Here is an 18,084-nt window from a genome sequence, read left to right on the forward strand (position 1 = left end):
CTGTTTCATGTCCTCCTCATACTTTCATAAGCTTCAGCGCTTTCGCCCATCAGCTTATTCAGCCACTGTTTGAGCTCGTCCGCCGAAGAATAGACGAGCTTTTGCTCCAATTCAATCAGGCGCTGTTTTTCACGGTAAGTGTCAGATTCTGTTAAATCCCGCTTCGCGGCATCGAATTTAACAGATAAAACACCATTCTCTATTGTAACAAAACCGAGCTCAAAAAACACCTTTGTCATAAAATCAATTGTGTCTTTTGTCCAGCCTTTATGTCTGGCAAGCTCTCCGGCGTATTTTGCTAAGTCAAACGAGCCTCGTTTGAGAAGGAAAGCGTAGTACCATTTGAAATGATCCCTCGTTGGAAACGTCGAGAAAAAATGCTCGTCAGACTGATGAAAAATCAGATAAATCCGCTCAAGCTTTTTGCCTTTTACAGCATGGTCGAACCTCTCAAGCGACTGGGGCGTGTCAATGAAAACCGCATAACGGTTATGTAGATCGAGACGCTTTGCCTCCTCTTCCCCGCTGATGAAGATCAGCTCATCTGCGAGCTCAGTTCCCGCAAATGTCGTTTTCGTTTCTTCCCGGAAACAAAGGAATATCCGTTTTGCCGGATCAAGCTTTAAGATTTTTTCTTTCCATGAACGCTTTCCCCGGAAGTCAAACAGCTGCCATTCGTTTACGGCCGCATCCTTGATCATGAGCTGCGGCTTTTTTCTGTTATTCCATTCATTGATCGACAATTCGCCGACAATGGAAATATTTGCGCCGGATACGATTTTTTCTTCGATATCGCCTTTATAGAATCCGACACAATCAAGCTTTGTCCCTTCGTCTGCCAACACGAGCTTTAGGTGATTCTGATTGGCGCCGATTTTTCTCGCCTCATCAATTTTGGCGTCGCTGACAAGGACGAACGGCTTCGGGTTTCCCGTGCCGAACGGAGCCAGCTTGTTCATTTCTGCGATGCTGTCCACCGTAATATCTTCCAATCGGCAGCAAAGGTCGACTTCCTGGACGGGAATGAAGTCTTCCGCTGTTAAAACAGCTTCAGCCTGGCGGTTGATTCGTTCTCTTAATAGCGGAACATCTTCCTGGCTGAGCGTCATTCCGGCCGCCATCGGGTGGCCGCCAAAATGGGGAAGGATATCCCGGCATTCCGAAAGGTTTTGAAACAGGTCAAAGCCTTTAATGCTGCGCGCAGAGCCTTTGGCAATCCCTTTTTCTTCATCAATTCCGAGAACGATGGCCGGCCGGTAAAACCGTTCGACCAGCTTGGAGGCGACGATCCCGACAACGCCCGGATTCCAGCCGGCCCGCGCACAGACGATGACAGACTGGTCCAGACCCTCGTCCTCTATCATTTGGACCGCTTCTTCTGTGATCTGGTTGACGATTTTTTGCCGTTCTTTGTTCAGTGCGTTAATTTCTTCAGCCAGCTCCCCGGCTTCTGTGTCATCTTCTGTGTTTAAAAGATAAACAGCCGGATCAGCCTGAACGATTCGGCCGACGGCATTGATTCGCGGAGCAATTTGAAACCCGATCGTCTCTTCATCCGCGCTTTGAATCTCGGCTCCCGCAATCTTCGCGAGCGCTTTTAAGCCGGGGCGGTTCGTCTTTCTAAACCGGGCCATCCCGAGCTTGGCGATGTGCCTGTTTTCATCATGAAGCGGCACAAGATCGGCAATCGTTCCGATCGCACAAAGATCAAGAAGGTCCTCAGGAATGTCGCCGTTCAAAGCATGAGCAAGCTTAAATGCGACCCCGACGCCGGCCAGCTCTTTGAAAGGATAGCTGCATCCGGGCTGCTTCGGATGAATGATCGCATAGACGTCAGGCAAAACCGGACCAGGCTCATGGTGATCGGTAATAATCAAGTCGATGCCGAGCTCTTTTGCGACCTCTGCTTCGTGAACACCGGCAATCCCCGTATCCACCGTGACAATCAGTGAATAGCCCTGTTCCTTTATATGCCGGAATGCGGCTTCATTCGGGCCGTAGCCTTCTTTAAAGCGGTCAGGTATATAAAAATCGGCTTGAGCTGAATATTTTTTTAAGATCTGCAGGAGGACAGTCGTGCTTGTCACACCGTCCGCATCATAATCTCCATAAATCATAATCTTTTCATTTTCTGAAATGGCCTGTTTGATTCGCTGTACAGCTTTCTCCATATCTTTAAGCAGATAAGGATCATAAAAGACAGCATCTTTGCCGTACAAAAATGAAGCTGCTTTGTCTGCTGTATCGTAGCCTCTCATGACAAGCAACGAGGCGGCAAGGGGAGTGATACCCAACTGTTCGGAGAGCAGCTCCACCTTTTCTTTGTCGGGTGTTTTCACATCCCAACGCATTTTTGACGCTAACATAAATTCACCCCTCAACCACCCTATTATACTAGAGCGGCCTGAGGGGATTCAATTTATTTCGTATATCTTTCATCCTTTTGTTCTGCTGATGCAGGCTCTTCAGAATCTGAATGTTGCAGTTTTTCCATTTCCTCCTTTTTGAGCGTCCTGAGCTCTTTTTTCAGCCTCATGATCTGAAAAGCGCCTGCTGAACCGATAATCAGCGCTCCCATCAAAACAGATACCAAAATAACGAGAATCAAGGGCCATTCAGCTGTGCCAAAGAGAAAATCGACCGTGACAGGCTCGACATTGATGACCGCGAAAACAGCAACAATCAGAGTAAAAATAAGTGCAGAAATTAATGTCCATTGTTTGTTCATGATTAGTCTCTCCATTCGCATAATTGTCTAGGCGTTATTTTCCCGCCATGCTCCAATTTTAAACAAAAAGGCGCCGAGCAGGAAGCAGGCGCGTGAAAAAATCTGATTTTCACTAAAAAAAACTGCCCGGCCTATCCCGGGCAGTTCAGATCTATTCTTCTTCCAGCTTCGCTTTAGGCTTTTTCAGCTCGCGGCCTTTCCAGATCAGCCATAATTGAGCTGCGATATAGAGCGAAGAATACACACCGCTCAATAGACCGACCAGCAGTGCGACAGAGAAGTTCGTAATCGATGCAGCGCCGAAAACGAGGAGCGCAATCACGACGATGACAACGGTCAAAACCGTATTAATCGAACGCGTAAAGGTTTGCTGCAAGCTTAAATTCACGATATGAGACAAATCGCTGAATGTCTTCGGTTTGCGCTTTTTGACATGCTCCCTGATCCTGTCGAACGTAACGATCGTATCGTTGATCGAATAACCGATAATCGTCAATACAGCGGCAATAAAGGTGATATCCACCTCAAGCCTTGTGATGCTGAAGACGGCGATAATGAAAAATGCGTCGTACAGCAATGAAGCAATGGCCGCAATCGCCATCTTGTACTCGAAGCGGATCGATACATACAAGATGATGCCGAGGGCAGCGATCGCCACAGCGAAAAGCGCATTTCGCGCCAGCTCTTTTCCGACAACCGGCGAAACGGTGCTGACATTCGGCTCCATTCCATACTTGTCTTTAAAATAATCTTTCACTTCTGCAATTTTTTTCTGGTTCGGAACACCGACGAACCTGGCGACACCGCGGTGGTCACCATCCCCTGAAAGAACGATCGAATCGGCGGTGAGCCCGACTTCCTCAAAGTCCTTTTGGAGCTGTTCGCTCGTCAGCTTATGGTCGCTTTGGACTTCGATCCTTGCTCCGCTGGAGAAATCAATCCCCAGATTCAGCCTGAATACAAGGAGAATGACAATTCCGGCAGCTAAAATGATTCCGGAGAAAGCGAAAAACCATTTTCGTTTTCCGACAAAATCCCATTTTTCAAACGGTGTCGGCGGCTCGGTATTTTCGTCCGTTTTGTTGATGTCCAAGATATCTTTTTTACGGACGCCGAACCAGCCTTTTTTCCGGTCGAGCCAGCGGCTTTCGACCAATAAACCGAGCAAAAATCTCGATAGGAAAACGGCCGTGACAAAGCTTGTCAAGATCGACAGAATCAGCATTGTCGCAAACCCTTTGACAGAGCTTGTTCCAAAGATAAACAGAACGATTCCGGCAAGCATCGTTGTGATGTTGGCGTCAAAAATCGTCGCAAACGATCTTCTGTTCCCTGATCTGAAAGCCGAGCGGACCGATTTGCCGAGCTTCAGCTCTTCTTTGATCCGTTCGTAGGTAATGATATTGGCATCAACGGCCATACCTACACCTAATATGAGCGCCGCTATTCCCGGAAGGGTGAGGACGGCGTTCATCCAGTCAAATATCTGCAGGGTGATGTAAATGTAGACGGAAAGCGTGATAATCGCGACTAACCCAGGCAGACGATAGTAAAGAAGCATAAATAAGAAAATAATAGCGATTCCGATGACTCCGGCAAACACCGTATCGTTTAAAGCCTGTTCCCCAAACTGCGCACCGACGGATGTCGAGTATTTTTCAACGAGCTTGACAGGAAGGGCTCCGGCATTCAAAATGCTTGCCATGTCTTTCGCTTCCTGAACTGTGAAATTCCCTTCGATCATGACGTCAGACATATTCAGCACCTGGCTGACATTCGGGGCTGAAATGTATTTATGGTCCGCTTTTTGCGATTCTTTTTTGTAAGAATCGCCTTTTTTGTAGTCAAGCCAAATGACAAGCTGATTGTTCGGCTTCATATCGAGCACTTTTTTAGTGACTTCCCCGAATTTATCCGCATCCTTCAGCTTGATCGTCACGATCGGCTCGTTCGTATCTGGTTTAAAAGACTGTTTGGCGCCGTTTTCCACAAGGTCTGAGCCATTTAAAAGCTCCTTGTCATTCGTGTCTCTGAATGAGAGCTGCGCCTGTGTGGATAAAATTTCCCGCGCCCTGTTCTGGTTGTCAACGCCTGCGAGCTGCACCCTGATCCGGTTGTTGCCTTCAATCTGGATGTTCGGCTCGCTGACCCCCAATACATTGGCCCGGCGATTGAGCGCTTCAACGGTGCTGACGAGCGCATCCCTGTCAATTTTATCCCCTTTTTTGGCAGGCTGGACTTCATACAAGACCTCAAAACCGCCTTGAAGGTCAAGGCCAAGGCTGATGTTGTCGGCAGCCGGCTTCGTAAACAATCCCAGTCCCGTACCGATCAACAGAACGGTAACGAAAAACGCAATCAAGCGTCCTTTTTTCATTATGTATTTCCTCCTTAAATCAACCAAAAAATCGACGGTTACTTCAGCAGCTCATCGAGCATATCCTGCCCTTCTGGGCTGTCGAGTAAATTAGACGTTTTAAACGATTCGACGGTTGCATAGTTCATAAATTCGCCAATTTTCACAGTTAAAATATCATCGGCCAGCTGGTGAATTTGAACATCCTTCTTGTTCTTCCATTTCTTATTCAATAAGTATGACCATAATTCCTTTATTTCAATATCATCATAACCAAGGACCATGAACTCTTCCGTTTTGCTGAGAAGAAACGGTTTCAGATGATCCTTGTACAGATCGGCCGGATGTTTGTCCATGCTAAAGCCACGCTCCTTTCACATTTTTTCAGAGAGACTTGTCATGCTTGGACGATGTATGCGCATATCTTATTGTATATGATTAAAGGTTGTTTGAGAAGGCAGGGGACTAAGAAATGACCAAGCAGACGTTTTTAAAAGGCACGCTCATCTTGATAGCAGCAGGTTTGATTACAAGAATGCTCGGCTTTATCAACCGGATTGTCATCGCCAGATTCATCGGCGAAGAAGGCGTAGGGCTGTATATGATGGCGGCGCCGACCTTTTTTCTGGCGGTGACCCTCACCCAATTCGGCCTTCCCGTCGCTATCAGCAAACTCGTGGCTGAAGCGGAGGCCCGCGGCGATCACAGAAAAACAAAGCAGATTTTGGTGATGTCTCTTGCGATCACGGGCACGCTCAGCGCCCTTATCACACCGGTGTTCCTTATTTATGCGCCGCTGATGGCCGAAACGCTTTTAACGGATGAACGAACGCTGTATCCGCTTTTGGCGGTGACACCGGTCGTTCCGATCATCGCCGTTTCCAGCGTGCTGCGGGGCTATTTTCAAGGCAAGCAGAATATGAGGCCGCTCGCCGTATCCCAAGTGCTTGAACAAATCGTCCGGATATCGCTTGTCGCGGTCTGCACAACTGCCTTTTTGCCGCTCGGAATCGAATACGCCGCAGCAGGCGCGATGCTGTCCTCCGTTTTTGGAGAGCTTGTTTCACTGCTTTATTTGTTTATCGCCTTTAAATATAAAAAGAAAATCCGCATTCGCAAACGCTTTTTTAAGTCGCTGATATCCGGACGAACAACTTTTTTCGAGCTGATGAGCGTCTCGCTCCCGACAACAGGCAGCCGGTTTATCGGCAACTTGTCATGGTTTTTTGAACCGATCGTCGTTGCGCAAAGTTTGGCGATTGCCGGAGTCGCCGCTTCGGCTGCAACGGGTCAATACGGGGAGCTGACCGGTTTTGCCATGACCCTTCTCACCCTGCCAAGCTTTATTACGTATTCGCTGTCAACTGCCCTTGTTCCGGCCATCAGCGAAGGCATCGAACAGAAAAAAATGCAGGTTGTTGAATACCGGTTAGAACAGGCGATGCGGCTCTGCCTTTTAAGCGGCGGAATTTCCGTTGTCGTTTTGTTTTCCTATGCGGATGAGCTTGTCAGCGTGATGTACGGTTCTTCAAATGCCGCGATTTATGTCAAAGTGATGGCCCCGTTTTTCTTGTTTTATTATTTTCAGGGCCCGCTTCAAGCCGTATTGCAGGCTTTAAACCTGGCCGGGGCGGCCATGATGAACAGCCTTGTCGGCGCCCTTGTGAAAACGGGTCTGATATTCGTGCTCGCTTCACGCCCGTCGCTCGGCATTATGGGGGCGGCTCTGGCGATTGTAACAGGCATGATCCTTGTGACGATGCTGCATGCGGCAACGGTCAGCAAAGTGCTCCCCATCAGCATCAATTTAAAGGAATATGTGCTGTCCTTTGCTGTCATTTTCATTTCGGGCTGGGTAAGCCTCTGGATGAAGCAGCACCTCTTCATCGAGCACGCCGAACCGATCCGCCTCTTTTACTGCGTGCTGGCGACAAGCTGTCTGTACGTATTCCTTTTGGTCGCTTTCAGGCTCATCAAAAAAGAAGAAATCCAGCGTTTTCCTTTGTTCGGCCGCTGGATTTCCTAACGCTTTATATTTCGTCCTTGAGATCAATAAAGAAAGAACCTTTGTGATACGCGCAGAACGATATCTCGGACAGGTCGCGGTGGCCTCTTTCGGCAAGCTTTTGTTCAAGCCACTCCTGATTTTTGCCGATCCGCTGCAAATGGTCTTTCTGAACGATTCCATCGACGATCAGCGGCAGTTCAATCCGGTGATTCGTCCGGTCTTTGGTAAACACCGACAGCTTGCCCGTCGGCTCCAAAATCGCATAGGAAACATCTGCAATGCGCTCGATGTTCTTTTCTCTCAGCTGGGTCAGCAAGTCATCAAAATTATAGCGCTGGGTTCTCATTGCCTGCTCATCGATTTTCCCGCGATCAATGATAATCGTCGGTTTTCCATCGAGAAGGTGGCGGATTTTTTGGTTTTTCAATGATAAATAAGCAAAAAAAACTTGAATCAATGTTAAGACAAAAATCGGAACGAGCGTATGCAATAGGTGATCATCGTGATCCTCTATGGCCAGCACCGCTATTTCAGCGATCATAATAAAAACGACAAGATCCAATATGCTTAATTCTCCTATTTCTCTTTTTCCCATGAAGCGAAACAAGATGAAAATGACCGCATACAAAAAGACCGTCCGAAAAATAAGAGCAAATATTTCCTCCATAACGGCCGCCTCCTTCCGCTTGAACCTCTATTCATAGCCTTTGTTAAAACAGGGCTTTTATGTACAAAAAGCTCGGAACAGCTAGTCTATTTGCCGGACAGGCAGAATACATTTAAAGAGGAGGCCATCTATTTTTAGAGAGGAGGTTCTTGATGAACGAGCCAAAGCAAATCGGCAAGGGGATTTTATACAGTCTGGTCGTCATTTTCGCCTTGATGTTTGCGGGAAGCCTGCTGATTTCACTGCTCTTGACATGGACATCGCTCACCGAAAGCTCATTCGGCTGGTTGATTACCGCTATATCCTTTATTACACTGTTCATCGGCGGGTTTGTTTCCGGAGGAAAGGCGAAGGAAAAAGGGTGGCTGATCGGAGCTTTGACAGCTCTCTGCTTCTCGCTGACAGTGCTGCTGTTTCAATATCTCGGGTTCGGAGAAGCTTTCAACCTCAAACAGCTTCTGTATCATGCAGGGTTTATGGGTGTCAGCATGATCGGGGGGATTTTCGGGGTCAATCTCCACGGAAGCCGGGCATAGACCGAAAAATGAGGGAGCGGATCAATCCGCTCCCTCATTTTTGTTCGCTTATGTAATAAGCAGCTGCCGGCTATTCGGCTGACGCCTCTCGAATCGCGCGGCGATCGAATGTCAGACGTGTATTGTCGCCTGTTTTGATGACAACCTTGCTTTCGTCAATTGAATCAACGATACCGTGCAGGCCGCCGATCGTTACGACTTTATCTCCTTTTTTCAGCTCCTCCTGCATCTGGCGGACAGCTTTCTGCTGCTTCTGCTGAGGACGGATCAACAGGAAATAAAGAACCGCAAACATTAAAATAATCGGAAGTAATGTTCCAAGCATCTCCATTATTTTTTCACCCCTTTCAAATGAAATATCGCTGGTTTTCGTTTATGTGTCAGAAACTTTTAGCGTTTGGTTTATTAAAACCGTAGCGTTCAAAAAACTCTTCCCGGAAATCACCTAAACGATCTTCACGAATGGCATCTCTGACTTGCCCCATTAATTTTAACAGAAAATAAAGATTATGATAAGAAGTTAAACGAATTCCAAACGTTTCATTGCAGCGGATTAAATGTCTGATATACGCCCGTGAATAGTTTCGGCACGTATAGCAGTCACAGTGCTCATCAATCGGCCTGAAATCCTTTTCATACTTGGCGTTTTTGACGACGAGGCGGCCTTCGCTCGTCATGAGCGTGCCATTTCTGGCAATTCTCGTCGGCAGCACGCAGTCAAACATGTCGACACCGCGGATCGCGCCGTCAATGAGTGAATCCGGTGAACCGACACCCATCAAATAGCGCGGTTTATCCGCAGGAAGCAAAGGAGTCGTAAACTCCAGCACGCGGTTCATGACATCCTTCGGTTCTCCGACTGAAAGTCCACCTATAGCATAGCCCGGGAAATCGAGCGAAATCAAGTCTTTCGCACTCTGTTTCCGCAAATCTTCATATTCGCCGCCTTGAACGATCCCAAAGAGCCCCTGCTCATCAGGGCGCTTGTGGGCTGCAAGGCACCTTTCCGCCCAGCGGCTTGTCCGTTCAACAGACCTTTTCATGTAGTCGTATTCCGCCGGATATGGCGGACATTCATCAAACGCCATCATAATATCGGAGCCGAGGGCGTTTTGGATATCCATCGCTTTTTCAGGCGATAAAAACAGCTTGTCTCCGTTTAGATGATTGCGGAAGTGAACGCCTTCCTCTTCAATTTTGCGGAATTCGCTTAGAGAAAACACCTGGAAGCCGCCTGAATCGGTCAGAATTGCGCGATCCCAATTCATAAACTTGTGAAGGCCGCCCGCTTCCTTGACGATTTCATGGCCTGGTCTCAGCCAAAGGTGATAGGTGTTGCTTAAAATAATGCCGGCGCCCATCTCTTTCAGCTCTTCCGGAGCCATTGTTTTGACGGTGGCCAGTGTCCCTACCGGCATGAATGCCGGTGTATCAAAGGAGCCGTGGGGGGTGTGGACTTTCCCCAGCCTTGCTCCTGTTTGTTTGCATGTTTTTATGAACTCATAACGTATCGGTTGCTGCGACAAATGATGAGCCCTCCAATCTTTTTGTACTTTATTTGATCAGCATCGCATCTCCAAAGCTGAAGAAGCGGTATTCGTGCTCGACCGCGGTGCGGTAGGCGGAAAGCACGTTCTCCCGGCCCGCAAGCGCGCTGACAAGCATTATCAAGGAAGATTTCGGGAGATGAAAGTTCGTAATCATCCCGTCTATCGCCCGGAATGTATAGCCGGGATATATAAAGATCGATGTCCAGCCTCTCGCTTCCCTGAAACGACCGTCATTCTCGGAAGCGATCGTCTCGAGCGTCCTCGTTGATGTCGTTCCGACGGAAATGATCCTTCCCCCGCTCTGTTTGATTCGATTCAGGGCTTCGGCTGTCTCTTCCGTCATTTCATAAAACTCCGCATGCATATCGTGTTCCTCAACATTTTCCGCACTGACGGGCCGGAAAGTTCCCAATCCGACATGTAGGGTGATGAAGGCGATGTGCACGCCTTTTTCCTTCAGCGCGTCAAGAATCTCTTCCGTAAAATGAAGTCCTGCCGTCGGCGCCGCGGCTGAGCCTTGTTTTTTGGAGTAGACCGTCTGATAGCGCTCCTTGTCATCAAGCTGTTCTTTGATGTAAGGAGGCAGCGGCATTTCTCCCAGAGATTCGAGGACTTCGTAAAAAATCCCTTTATAGCGGAATTCTATTTTTCGTCCTCCGTGGTCAAGCTCTTCTGTACAGACCGCCGTCAGCCGACCGTCGCCGAACGTAAGAACGGTTCCCCGCTTCACCCGTTTCGCCGGTTTGACAAGCGTTTCCCACACGTCGCCTTCCTCCTGCTTCAAAAGAAGCACCTCAACCTTTGCACCCGTTTCCTCTTTCACTCCGAACAAACGGGCCGGCAAAACCCTTGTATCGTTCAGGACGATACAGTCGCCGGCTTCCAAAAAATCAAGGATGTGCTTAAATGTACTGTGGGTGATATCGCCCGTTTCTTTATCCAGCACCATCAGCCTTGAAGCATCCCGTTCTTTTAAAGGAACCTGGGCGATCAGGCGTTCAGGCAGGTCAAAATCAAATAAATCAACTTTCATTTTTTTCACCTTATTCTATCTATATACTTTGGTCTCATTTCATCCGTCCGAAGATCGAAAACAATAAGGACAGGATGATGCTGATGACAATGCATGTAACAACAGGAAAGAAAAATGTAACGTTTCCTTTTTTCACAAAAATGTCTCCCGGAAGCTTGCCGATGACTTGCATGAATAAACCAATGCCAAAAATGACCGCGCCTAAAATCATCAAAAGCTTTGGAAACTCAGTCATGGTTCGGAACCTCCATTTTAAAATGGCTGTAGACATCCGGCGTTACAATCCGCCCCCGCGGTGTTCTTTGAATAAAGCCGATTTGCAGGAGGTACGGCTCGTAAACGTCCTCAATCGTATGGGACTCCTCCCCGATCGTCGCCGAGATCGTATCGATGCCGACGGGGCCGCCGCCGAATTTTTCGATCATCCCCATTAACAGCTTGCGGTCGATATGATCGAGCCCGAGCTTGTCGACTTGAAGGCGCTCAAGTGCATCAAGGGCTACTTCCTCTGTGATGGAGCTGTTTCCAAGAACCTGGGCAAAATCCCTGACCCTTCTCAGCAGCCTGTTGGCGATCCGCGGCGTTCCTCTTGAACGCCGCGCGATTTCCAAAGAGGAAAGCCTGTCGATGTCAATCTCGAACAGCTCGGCTGTTCTGACGACGATTTCTGACAGCTCATCCCGGGTGTAATACTCAAGCCTTGACAATACACCGAATCTGTCTCTGAGAGGCGCGGTCAAGAGTCCGACTCTGGTCGTCGCGCCGACGAGTGTAAAAGGCGGCAGATCAAGCCTGACAGAACGGGCTGACGGCCCTTTGCCGATGACGATATCAAGGCAGAAATCCTCCATCGCCGGGTACAGTACCTCTTCAATCGAACGGTGCAGACGGTGGATTTCGTCAATGAATAAAACGTCACCGGGTTCGAGGGCGGTCAAAATCGCCGCCAAATCGCCGGGGCGTTCGATTGCAGGTCCTGACGTCGTGCGGAAATTGACCCCCATTTCATTGGCGATGATGGCGGCAAGGGTCGTTTTCCCCAATCCGGGAGGGCCGTATAGCAAGACGTGGTCCAAGGTCTCCTCCCGCATTTTCGCGGCTTCGATGAAGACCCTGAGATTGTCTTTGACTTTTTCCTGGCCGATGTACTGCGCCAGTTTTTGCGGACGCAGGCTTTGCTCAATCGCTGATTCATGGTTGTCTAGTTCACTTGATACGAGCCGCTCATCCATGAACATCACCTTACTTTAATAATTTTTGTAATGCTTTTTTAACATATTGATCTGTTGAAAGCGCCTCTTCCTTTTTCAGGTGAGGCTGAACTTTTTTAATCTCGCGGTCTGAGTAGCCGAGCGCCTGCAACGCTTCAAGCGCTTCCCCTAGAGCGGTCTTAGCTTCATGGGCTTCTTCCCGCTCTTCGTGGTTGAAAAGACTTGCCGCCGCTTCAGGAATGGCATCAGCCAATTTGCCTTTCAAATCGAGGATGATCTGTCTGGCGGTTTTTTTCCCCACTCCGGGGAACTTCACCAAAAACGCTTCATCTTCATTCTCGATCGCTTCAATCACCGCACCCGGATCACCGGAAGCAAGGATCGCAAGCGCACCTTTCGGGCCGATGCCCGTTACATTCAGCAATTTTGTAAACAGCATTTTTTCTTCCCGTGTCGAAAAGCCGTACAAAGCAGCTGTATCTTCTCTCACATAGTGATATGTATAAATCGTTTCCTCGCTGTTTTCTTTATAGATAAACGGATTAGGCGTATAAATTTGATAGCCGATTCCGCCGTTCTCAATGACAATATACTGGGGCGACACATAATCAATGGTGCCCTTTACGAATTCGATCAACGTTCATTCACCTCTTTGACTGCTCTTCATTGTAACATAAAACAGGCAAAGCTAGAATGAAAAAGTTAACATATGTTCGCTCTAGTCATAACAGGACGTTTTTTTCACCCTAAAAAAGACATAACAGCGTCATGTCTTCATATCTTTCATAATTCCCGATGATTTTACGGCTTCAATGACATGCTGAAATTCATGTTTCGTCCGATAGGGAATCCCTTTGCGCAGGTCATCCGCCATTCGGCTCTCAAGCCGCTTTATATCAATCTGAAAAAACGATTGAATCGGCTCTGACAAAACGCCGGGACGGCCGTGAAAAGTCGATATGACGCCATCCTCCGTCACCCCGATATAGCCGTTTGTTTTGCTTAAAGGAGAGATGTCATCCACCTGCTTGCGAAACAGCATGAACCCTTTTTTTTGATCAACAAGCTGCCATCCTTTATATGCGGCTTTTACATCTTCCACCTTACCGAGCGGCTCTTCCTTGTTTTCAATGCCAACATCCCCGTCTAAATACACCTTTTCAAACTGAATGTGCACCCTGTCCTGCTCCTTTGCCTCCGATGCCGATCTTCCTGCAGCTTCCTGCTGAAAACTGAACATAACGGTAAACACCAGGGTGACAAACAAACTGATTCTCTTCCATAATTTCAGGCTGTCCACACATATCACCTTCTTTTTTGCCTTCAAGATATTACCCTTAGTTTGACCAACGCTTGCAAAAATTAGTCGTCTGCATGCGTTTCCTGTTCAAGCCCCGGGGGATGCAGGATACAATGATTTTACAGACCGATGACAATGATTACATTTTAAAGCCAATGGAGAAGATGTGAAGCATTTAGGATGCAAAGCCGCCCGTTCTCATGTATAAAAGCAGTATAGAGTTTCTTTTTAAAAAGAAGGTGGACTCAGCGTGACAAAGGCGAAAAGATATTCAGAAGCAGTAATCTACGATACGAAAAAGCGGTTTAACAAGCTTGTCCAAAAGCCCGATGATTTAGAATTGATCGGGAAGGGACGAAGCGCATACGTTTTTAAGCTGACAGAGTGCGGGAGAGACATGGCGCTGAAAGTCTTTTTCCCAGAATTTACAGACATCGCTCAAAAGGAAGCGGAGATCTATCAAAAACTGGCTGATTCCCCGTATTATCCTGATATTTATGAAACAGGGCATTCATATATATTAATGGAATATATTAAAGGACATACTTTTTACGAATGTTTAAATCAAGGCATCCCTATCGAGGAAGAGATGATCCGGGAAGTGGACCGCGCTTTGCATTATGCCCGGCAGCAGGGATTAAACCCTTCCGACATTCACCTTAGAAACCTGATTCTGACCCCGTCCGGAGCGGTAAAGGTCATCGATGTCGCCAGATTTCGGCAAACAAAGGAATGCAGGCAGTGGGATGATCTGAAAACAGCCTATCGATATTATAAAAAGAGAAAGTTCCCGCAAAAACTCCCTAAATTATGGATGGAAATGATTGCGTTTCTTTATAAAAAAAACTGGCTCCAAAAACGTTGGGACGCCAGAAAAAATAAAATTTGACCGATAAAGCGAACTCATGAAACTTCAAGGAATATTCCTCGTATGAAGAAATAACACTCTCCTGAAAGGAGCATTCGAGATTGAGATTAAAAAAGAAAAAACGGCGGGAACATGCCGAATCGGATTATTGGTTTCTGCTTGATCTGATCGAGCCTTTATATTATGTGCTGAGATTCGCATTCAGAGGCATTGTGAAATTCATTAATTAACACGTCCCCGCTAAAGCGCTTTTTAGCTGAGCAACAAATACACCGCAGATGTGACGAGGCAAAAATAGCGGCTTTTCCGCTTATATCAGCGAATAAAAAAATCCCCTTTCAAGAAAAGGGGATCGCTTTGTTTCGTTTTTATTGCTCCTGTAGGTTTGCAAGCGGTACTTCCTGTTCGTTCTCAGGCTGTCCGAGCGGATAGATTCTGGCCGTTCCGTTTTGCTGATCGACATGCTGAATATAAATCGGCCGGCCGTTGTAAGTGACATCGACCATCACCGGAGATTCAACGATCTCTTGGGCGCGCTGTGTATTCATCATAAAATCCTCCTTTAGATTTTATTCATAATGTGCGCTCCCTCTTGCTTTCATATTCATATTGGCCGGTTTTTCAGGACACACTCGCGGTCAGCGAAGCTTGACGTATAAAGGCAGGTCGGTATGCCCCATTTCGCGCACATACACAAATAGGTTGCCCTTATGGTGAATCTCATGGCCAACGGCAAGCTGGACGAGCTGTTCAGCAGCCACTTTACGGCCGAACATCTTGGTCAAGTCAATTTCACGATCCAATTCCTCATCTGTAAACGATTCAAGCAATTGTTTCGTTTTTTCCGTATACGCTTGCGCCAGCTCGGCAAGGCTTGTCTCAGGGTCTTCCAATTTCCTTTTAAAGCCTTCCGGGGTTCCTTCCTTGGCTGTCAAAGCAAATCGATAAAATGAATGCAGCATATGTGTGATGAGATCTCTGGCTGACATTGAAGTTTCGGTCGGTTTGTAATCCATGTGTTCATCATCAATCTTTTGAATCAGCTCTTCTGTGACACTGCGATGTGATAAAAATTCCTGAACGATACGGTCTTTGCGCTCCACCTTCTCATTCCCCCTTTATGTTGATACAGTTTTAGAATAACATCTTTTACCTGAATGTTTTCAACATTTGTCTTCCAAAACTTTTCGAACCGCTTTGACATACCTGTAGAACTTTCTTGTTTTTGTTTCTTCCCTGTCCTGATAATCAAAGTCTTCAAAAAATGCTTTTCGTTGCGCCGTGCTGATTTCCAGCTGCACACTCATGCCTGAGCTGCTTTCATTGTTGATGTTCTCAGTATCCGTTCCGGCAAATCTGCCGTCTACTTCGACCAGTTCTGCGGAAAAATCATATTTTTTAAGCGATCTGACGATGGCTTTGGCGAGCTTTCTGTCGGTGCCGCCCACCAATGTGTGCCGACGATCGCCTGAATAGCCGTGAAAAGCGATCGTATAACGGTGTTCTTTTATTTTTTGCAATGCGAGCGGCTCGTCAAAATTTGTGCTTGTGATATGCAGATCTGAATTATTCTCATCCTTTTTTCCTTCGAATAAATAAGTCGAGTAATCATCGTTAAAAGCGCGGACAAGCTCGCTGACCCCGCCTTCGATTCTCCCGCCGTGGGGTGAAAAGATTAAGCACCTGCTTCCCGCTTCTTCATGATAATCGATATCATATCCGCCATTTTCATGCTTTTGCAGTTCCTTGAAACTGACATATTTGTCACCGGCCTGGCGCTGATATTCCTCCCTGGCCGTTTTTTCAGTCCACCTGTATACACCATTTATCATCACAACCAGAATCACCAAATAGATGAATCCTTTTATGACTACATTCTTCCTCATGTTTACTTCCCCTTTTGTTTCATGTATTGCCAAATGAAAAAAGCATGTCGGTCATGCTGAACTGTTCAAGTGTTTTTGACTTTTTTGTGACACAGTTATTTTACGCTTTACATATGACGCATTCAATTATGAATAAGTTTGATAAAAAATAAAAATTTAAAATTTTTTTATTAAACAATACTTTTTCTTTAGTGTTAAAGATAGATAAAACTTAAGAAGAAAATCTCATAAGAAAATTCGGAAAAAGACCATTTTTTCTGCCGTAAGCCCATTCCGTTCGGAAACGAGGAGCGTTTTACCACAATCAGGGTATACGGTTTGATAAAAGTGTGTCCGTCCGTTGTATGCTGAAGTTCTATTTCCTTTTTTTTATTTCTTCTGTTATCCTATAACCGATAATAAAAGTGCAGGTGAACGATATTGGAAACAGAGTATGAAACAAAAGGCTATGACACGACAACCGTTTATGACTACAACCAGTACCCCGATGTCCACCACGGCCGTTGCGATAATTGCGACTACACGCTTTTTAAGAGCTCGGTCAAGGACGGGCAATTTTTGCGCGAATGCCGGCGCTGCGGCATGAAAAAAAGCATTTAAAGCAAACCGCTTCCTGAAGATCAGGGAACCCTTCATATGTATAAAAAGTTGCCGGCAATGCGATGAAGCTTTGCCGGCAAAGTGGATTTCATTGTCAATTTCTACGCGTCTTTATTTTGGCTGGTGATGATACCGTTAACCGAATTGCCGATCTTTTCACTGATTTCAGCATTCAGGCTGTTGACATTTTGAATGTATTCGTTGATGATATTTTGCATCGCTTGGTTGAACTCTGTGTTTTCGTTTGATGAAAAATTGGTTACATCGATACCGCTGTTCTTTTGGACCAATTCATTAACGGATTGGCCAAAACCGCTGACAAGGCTGTTGATTTTTTCAATGACTTGAGCGACTTCCTGGTCTTGCTGGTTTGTGTTCAAAGCTGAGAACGGCTGCTGATTTTGCTGCTGTTCAGACATATCACATTCCTCCTCTCTATTTACTCTTTCACAATATATGTTTTAAGAAACAACTTGTTTCCGCAGCTGTTTGACCCGTCTGCTAAATGGTTGACGACATAGAAAAAGGACGCCGGGGGGCGTCCTTCAAAATCCCAAAACGGCTTTTAGTTTTGGGATTTTGTCATTTCATTTGACTCACGCTTTAAAGAACGTTTGTATACACTTCCTGGACATCATCGTCATCTTCAAGCACATCGACGAGTTTTTCGATTTTTTCTTGAACCGTTTCATCCACTTCGGCATAGGTTTGCGGGATCATCGTAATTTCCGCTGTAGCGGGTTTGTAGCCTTTGCTTTCCAATCCCTTTTTCACTTCTTCAAACTGCTCCGGCTCGGTATAAATTTCAAACAGCTCATTGCTCGTTTCGAGCTCCTCCGCGCCTATATCAATCACTTCAAGCATGAATTCTTCTTCATCTGTTTCAAGATCTTCGCGCTCGATGGCGATGTATCCTTTGCGGTCAAACATATAAGAGACGCAGCCCGTTTCTCCCAGGCTTCCCCCGTTTTTGCTGAAGGCGGTCCGGACGCTGGTCGCCGTCCGGTTTTTATTATCGGTCAGACATTTGACCATGACGGCAACACCGCCTGGCCCGTAGCCTTCATACGAAATTTCTTCATAGCTGTTTCCGTCTTGGCTGCCTGAGGCTTTTTTGATGGCGCGTTCGATGTTGTCGTTCGGCATGTTTGCACCTTTAGCTTTATCGATGACGAGACGCAGGCTCGCGTTTGCTTCAGGGTCAGAACCTCCCTCTTTTGCGGCTACATAAATTTCTTTGGCGAGTTTCATGAAAATTTTGCCCCGTTTTGCATCCTGGGCATTTTTCCGTCTCTGAATATTTTTCCATTTAGAATGGCCAGCCATATCTTTCTACCTCCA

At 46.7% G+C, this 18,084-nt stretch carries 22 protein-coding genes; 5 read left to right on the forward strand and 17 right to left on the reverse strand.

Annotated elements, in window-relative coordinates; genetic code table 11:
• Nucleotides 1–5: 5 nt before the first annotated feature.
• From recJ to M654_RS17155, 4 genes are all read right to left on the reverse strand, one after another.
• Nucleotides 6–2,366, reverse strand: a complete 2,361-nt coding sequence (recJ, locus tag M654_RS17140) for a single-stranded-DNA-specific exonuclease RecJ (protein WP_026588081.1) — start codon at nucleotides 2,364–2,366, stop codon at nucleotides 6–8.
• A gap of 53 nt (nucleotides 2,367–2,419) precedes the next feature.
• On the reverse strand, nucleotides 2,420–2,728 hold the full coding sequence (locus tag M654_RS17145) for a LapA family protein (RefSeq protein ID WP_026588082.1): 309 nt from the start codon (nucleotides 2,726–2,728) through the stop codon (nucleotides 2,420–2,422).
• Between the two features lie 151 nt (nucleotides 2,729–2,879).
• The gene (secDF, locus tag M654_RS17150; RefSeq protein ID WP_026588083.1) at nucleotides 2,880–5,105 is read right to left on the reverse strand and encodes a protein translocase subunit SecDF; all 2,226 of its coding nucleotides are present in this window, start codon (nucleotides 5,103–5,105) and stop codon (nucleotides 2,880–2,882) included.
• A 38-nt stretch (nucleotides 5,106–5,143) separates the two neighbouring features.
• On the reverse strand, nucleotides 5,144–5,440 hold the full coding sequence (locus M654_RS17155; RefSeq protein ID WP_026588084.1) for a post-transcriptional regulator: 297 nt from the start codon (nucleotides 5,438–5,440) through the stop codon (nucleotides 5,144–5,146).
• 116 nt (nucleotides 5,441–5,556) lie between these two features.
• Here M654_RS17155 and spoVB point away from each other — a divergent pair, with 116 nt between their 5' ends.
• Nucleotides 5,557–7,110 carry a stage V sporulation protein B gene (gene spoVB, locus M654_RS17160; protein ID WP_026588085.1) on the forward strand — a complete coding sequence of 518 codons (1,554 nt, stop codon included), beginning with the start codon at nucleotides 5,557–5,559 and terminating at the stop codon, nucleotides 7,108–7,110.
• A 4-nt stretch (nucleotides 7,111–7,114) separates the two neighbouring features.
• On the opposite strand, the gene M654_RS17165 is transcribed toward spoVB, so the two are convergent.
• Nucleotides 7,115–7,759 carry a DUF421 domain-containing protein gene (locus M654_RS17165; RefSeq protein WP_026588086.1) on the reverse strand — a complete coding sequence of 215 codons (645 nt, stop codon included), beginning with the start codon at nucleotides 7,757–7,759 and terminating at the stop codon, nucleotides 7,115–7,117.
• A 152-nt stretch (nucleotides 7,760–7,911) separates the two neighbouring features.
• Here M654_RS17165 and M654_RS17170 point away from each other — a divergent pair, with 152 nt between their 5' ends.
• Nucleotides 7,912–8,295, forward strand: coding sequence for a TIGR04086 family membrane protein (locus M654_RS17170; RefSeq protein WP_026588087.1), 384 nt, complete (start codon nucleotides 7,912–7,914; stop codon nucleotides 8,293–8,295).
• 70 nt (nucleotides 8,296–8,365) lie between these two features.
• On the opposite strand, the gene yajC is transcribed toward M654_RS17170, so the two are convergent.
• The 7 genes from yajC to M654_RS17205 all read right to left on the reverse strand — a co-directional run bounded on the left by yajC (nucleotide 8,366) and on the right by M654_RS17205 (nucleotide 13,329).
• Nucleotides 8,366–8,629 carry a preprotein translocase subunit YajC gene (gene yajC, locus M654_RS17175; protein ID WP_085959518.1) on the reverse strand — a complete coding sequence of 88 codons (264 nt, stop codon included), beginning with the start codon at nucleotides 8,627–8,629 and terminating at the stop codon, nucleotides 8,366–8,368.
• 46 nt (nucleotides 8,630–8,675) lie between these two features.
• Complete coding sequence (gene tgt, locus M654_RS17180) at nucleotides 8,676–9,821, reverse strand: tRNA guanosine(34) transglycosylase Tgt (RefSeq protein WP_026588088.1); 1,146 nt, start codon at nucleotides 9,819–9,821, stop codon at nucleotides 8,676–8,678.
• A 28-nt stretch (nucleotides 9,822–9,849) separates the two neighbouring features.
• A complete protein-coding gene (gene queA, locus M654_RS17185) occupies nucleotides 9,850–10,878 on the reverse strand; it encodes a tRNA preQ1(34) S-adenosylmethionine ribosyltransferase-isomerase QueA (protein WP_026588089.1) in 1,029 nt (342 codons plus the stop codon).
• A gap of 34 nt (nucleotides 10,879–10,912) precedes the next feature.
• Nucleotides 10,913–11,113, reverse strand: coding sequence for a DUF2905 domain-containing protein (locus M654_RS17190; protein WP_026588090.1), 201 nt, complete (start codon nucleotides 11,111–11,113; stop codon nucleotides 10,913–10,915).
• Entirely contained in the window at nucleotides 11,106–12,110 is a 1,005-nt protein-coding gene (gene ruvB, locus M654_RS17195) for a Holliday junction branch migration DNA helicase RuvB (RefSeq protein WP_026588091.1), read from the reverse strand. Before ruvB ends, M654_RS17190 begins: the two co-directional genes overlap by 8 nt.
• Before the next feature lie 10 nt (nucleotides 12,111–12,120).
• Nucleotides 12,121–12,726 (reverse strand): Holliday junction branch migration protein RuvA, encoded by a 606-nt coding sequence (gene ruvA / locus M654_RS17200; protein WP_026588092.1) that lies wholly within the window; start codon nucleotides 12,724–12,726, stop codon nucleotides 12,121–12,123.
• Nucleotides 12,727–12,855: 129 nt separating this feature from the next.
• On the reverse strand, nucleotides 12,856–13,329 hold the full coding sequence (locus M654_RS17205; protein ID WP_026588093.1) for an intercompartmental signaling factor BofC: 474 nt from the start codon (nucleotides 13,327–13,329) through the stop codon (nucleotides 12,856–12,858).
• A 310-nt stretch (nucleotides 13,330–13,639) separates the two neighbouring features.
• On the opposite strand from M654_RS17205, the gene M654_RS17210 reads away from it, so the two are divergent.
• Nucleotides 13,640–14,278, forward strand: a complete 639-nt coding sequence (locus M654_RS17210) for a protein kinase domain-containing protein (RefSeq protein WP_026588094.1) — start codon at nucleotides 13,640–13,642, stop codon at nucleotides 14,276–14,278.
• 80 nt (nucleotides 14,279–14,358) lie between these two features.
• Nucleotides 14,359–14,487, forward strand: a complete 129-nt coding sequence (locus M654_RS24150; protein ID WP_256860365.1) for a hypothetical protein — start codon at nucleotides 14,359–14,361, stop codon at nucleotides 14,485–14,487.
• A gap of 138 nt (nucleotides 14,488–14,625) precedes the next feature.
• On the opposite strand, the gene M654_RS17215 is transcribed toward M654_RS24150, so the two are convergent.
• The 3 genes from M654_RS17215 to M654_RS17225 all read right to left on the reverse strand — a co-directional run bounded on the left by M654_RS17215 (nucleotide 14,626) and on the right by M654_RS17225 (nucleotide 16,143).
• Nucleotides 14,626–14,805: a small acid-soluble spore protein H gene (locus tag M654_RS17215; protein ID WP_026588095.1), complete on the reverse strand. Its 180-nt coding sequence runs from the start codon at nucleotides 14,803–14,805 to the stop codon at nucleotides 14,626–14,628.
• A gap of 90 nt (nucleotides 14,806–14,895) precedes the next feature.
• Complete coding sequence (locus M654_RS17220) at nucleotides 14,896–15,360, reverse strand: DinB family protein (RefSeq protein ID WP_026588096.1); 465 nt, start codon at nucleotides 15,358–15,360, stop codon at nucleotides 14,896–14,898.
• A gap of 60 nt (nucleotides 15,361–15,420) precedes the next feature.
• Nucleotides 15,421–16,143 (reverse strand): poly-gamma-glutamate hydrolase family protein, encoded by a 723-nt coding sequence (locus M654_RS17225; RefSeq protein ID WP_035428224.1) that lies wholly within the window; start codon nucleotides 16,141–16,143, stop codon nucleotides 15,421–15,423.
• A 420-nt stretch (nucleotides 16,144–16,563) separates the two neighbouring features.
• On the opposite strand from M654_RS17225, the gene M654_RS17230 reads away from it, so the two are divergent.
• Complete coding sequence (locus tag M654_RS17230) at nucleotides 16,564–16,743, forward strand: DUF8096 family protein (protein ID WP_026588098.1); 180 nt, start codon at nucleotides 16,564–16,566, stop codon at nucleotides 16,741–16,743.
• 101 nt (nucleotides 16,744–16,844) lie between these two features.
• Here the strand turns inward: M654_RS17230 and M654_RS17235 are convergent, their stop codons facing one another.
• The gene (locus M654_RS17235) at nucleotides 16,845–17,162 is read right to left on the reverse strand and encodes a hypothetical protein (protein WP_026588099.1); all 318 of its coding nucleotides are present in this window, start codon (nucleotides 17,160–17,162) and stop codon (nucleotides 16,845–16,847) included.
• Between the two features lie 184 nt (nucleotides 17,163–17,346).
• Complete coding sequence (locus M654_RS17240; protein WP_026588100.1) at nucleotides 17,347–18,069, reverse strand: YebC/PmpR family DNA-binding transcriptional regulator; 723 nt, start codon at nucleotides 18,067–18,069, stop codon at nucleotides 17,347–17,349.
• Between the last annotated feature and the right edge of the window lie 15 nt (nucleotides 18,070–18,084).

Source organism: Bacillus sp. NSP9.1, assembly GCF_000465465.2.
Classification (GTDB): domain Bacteria; phylum Bacillota; class Bacilli; order Bacillales; family Bacillaceae; genus Bacillus; species Bacillus sonorensis_A.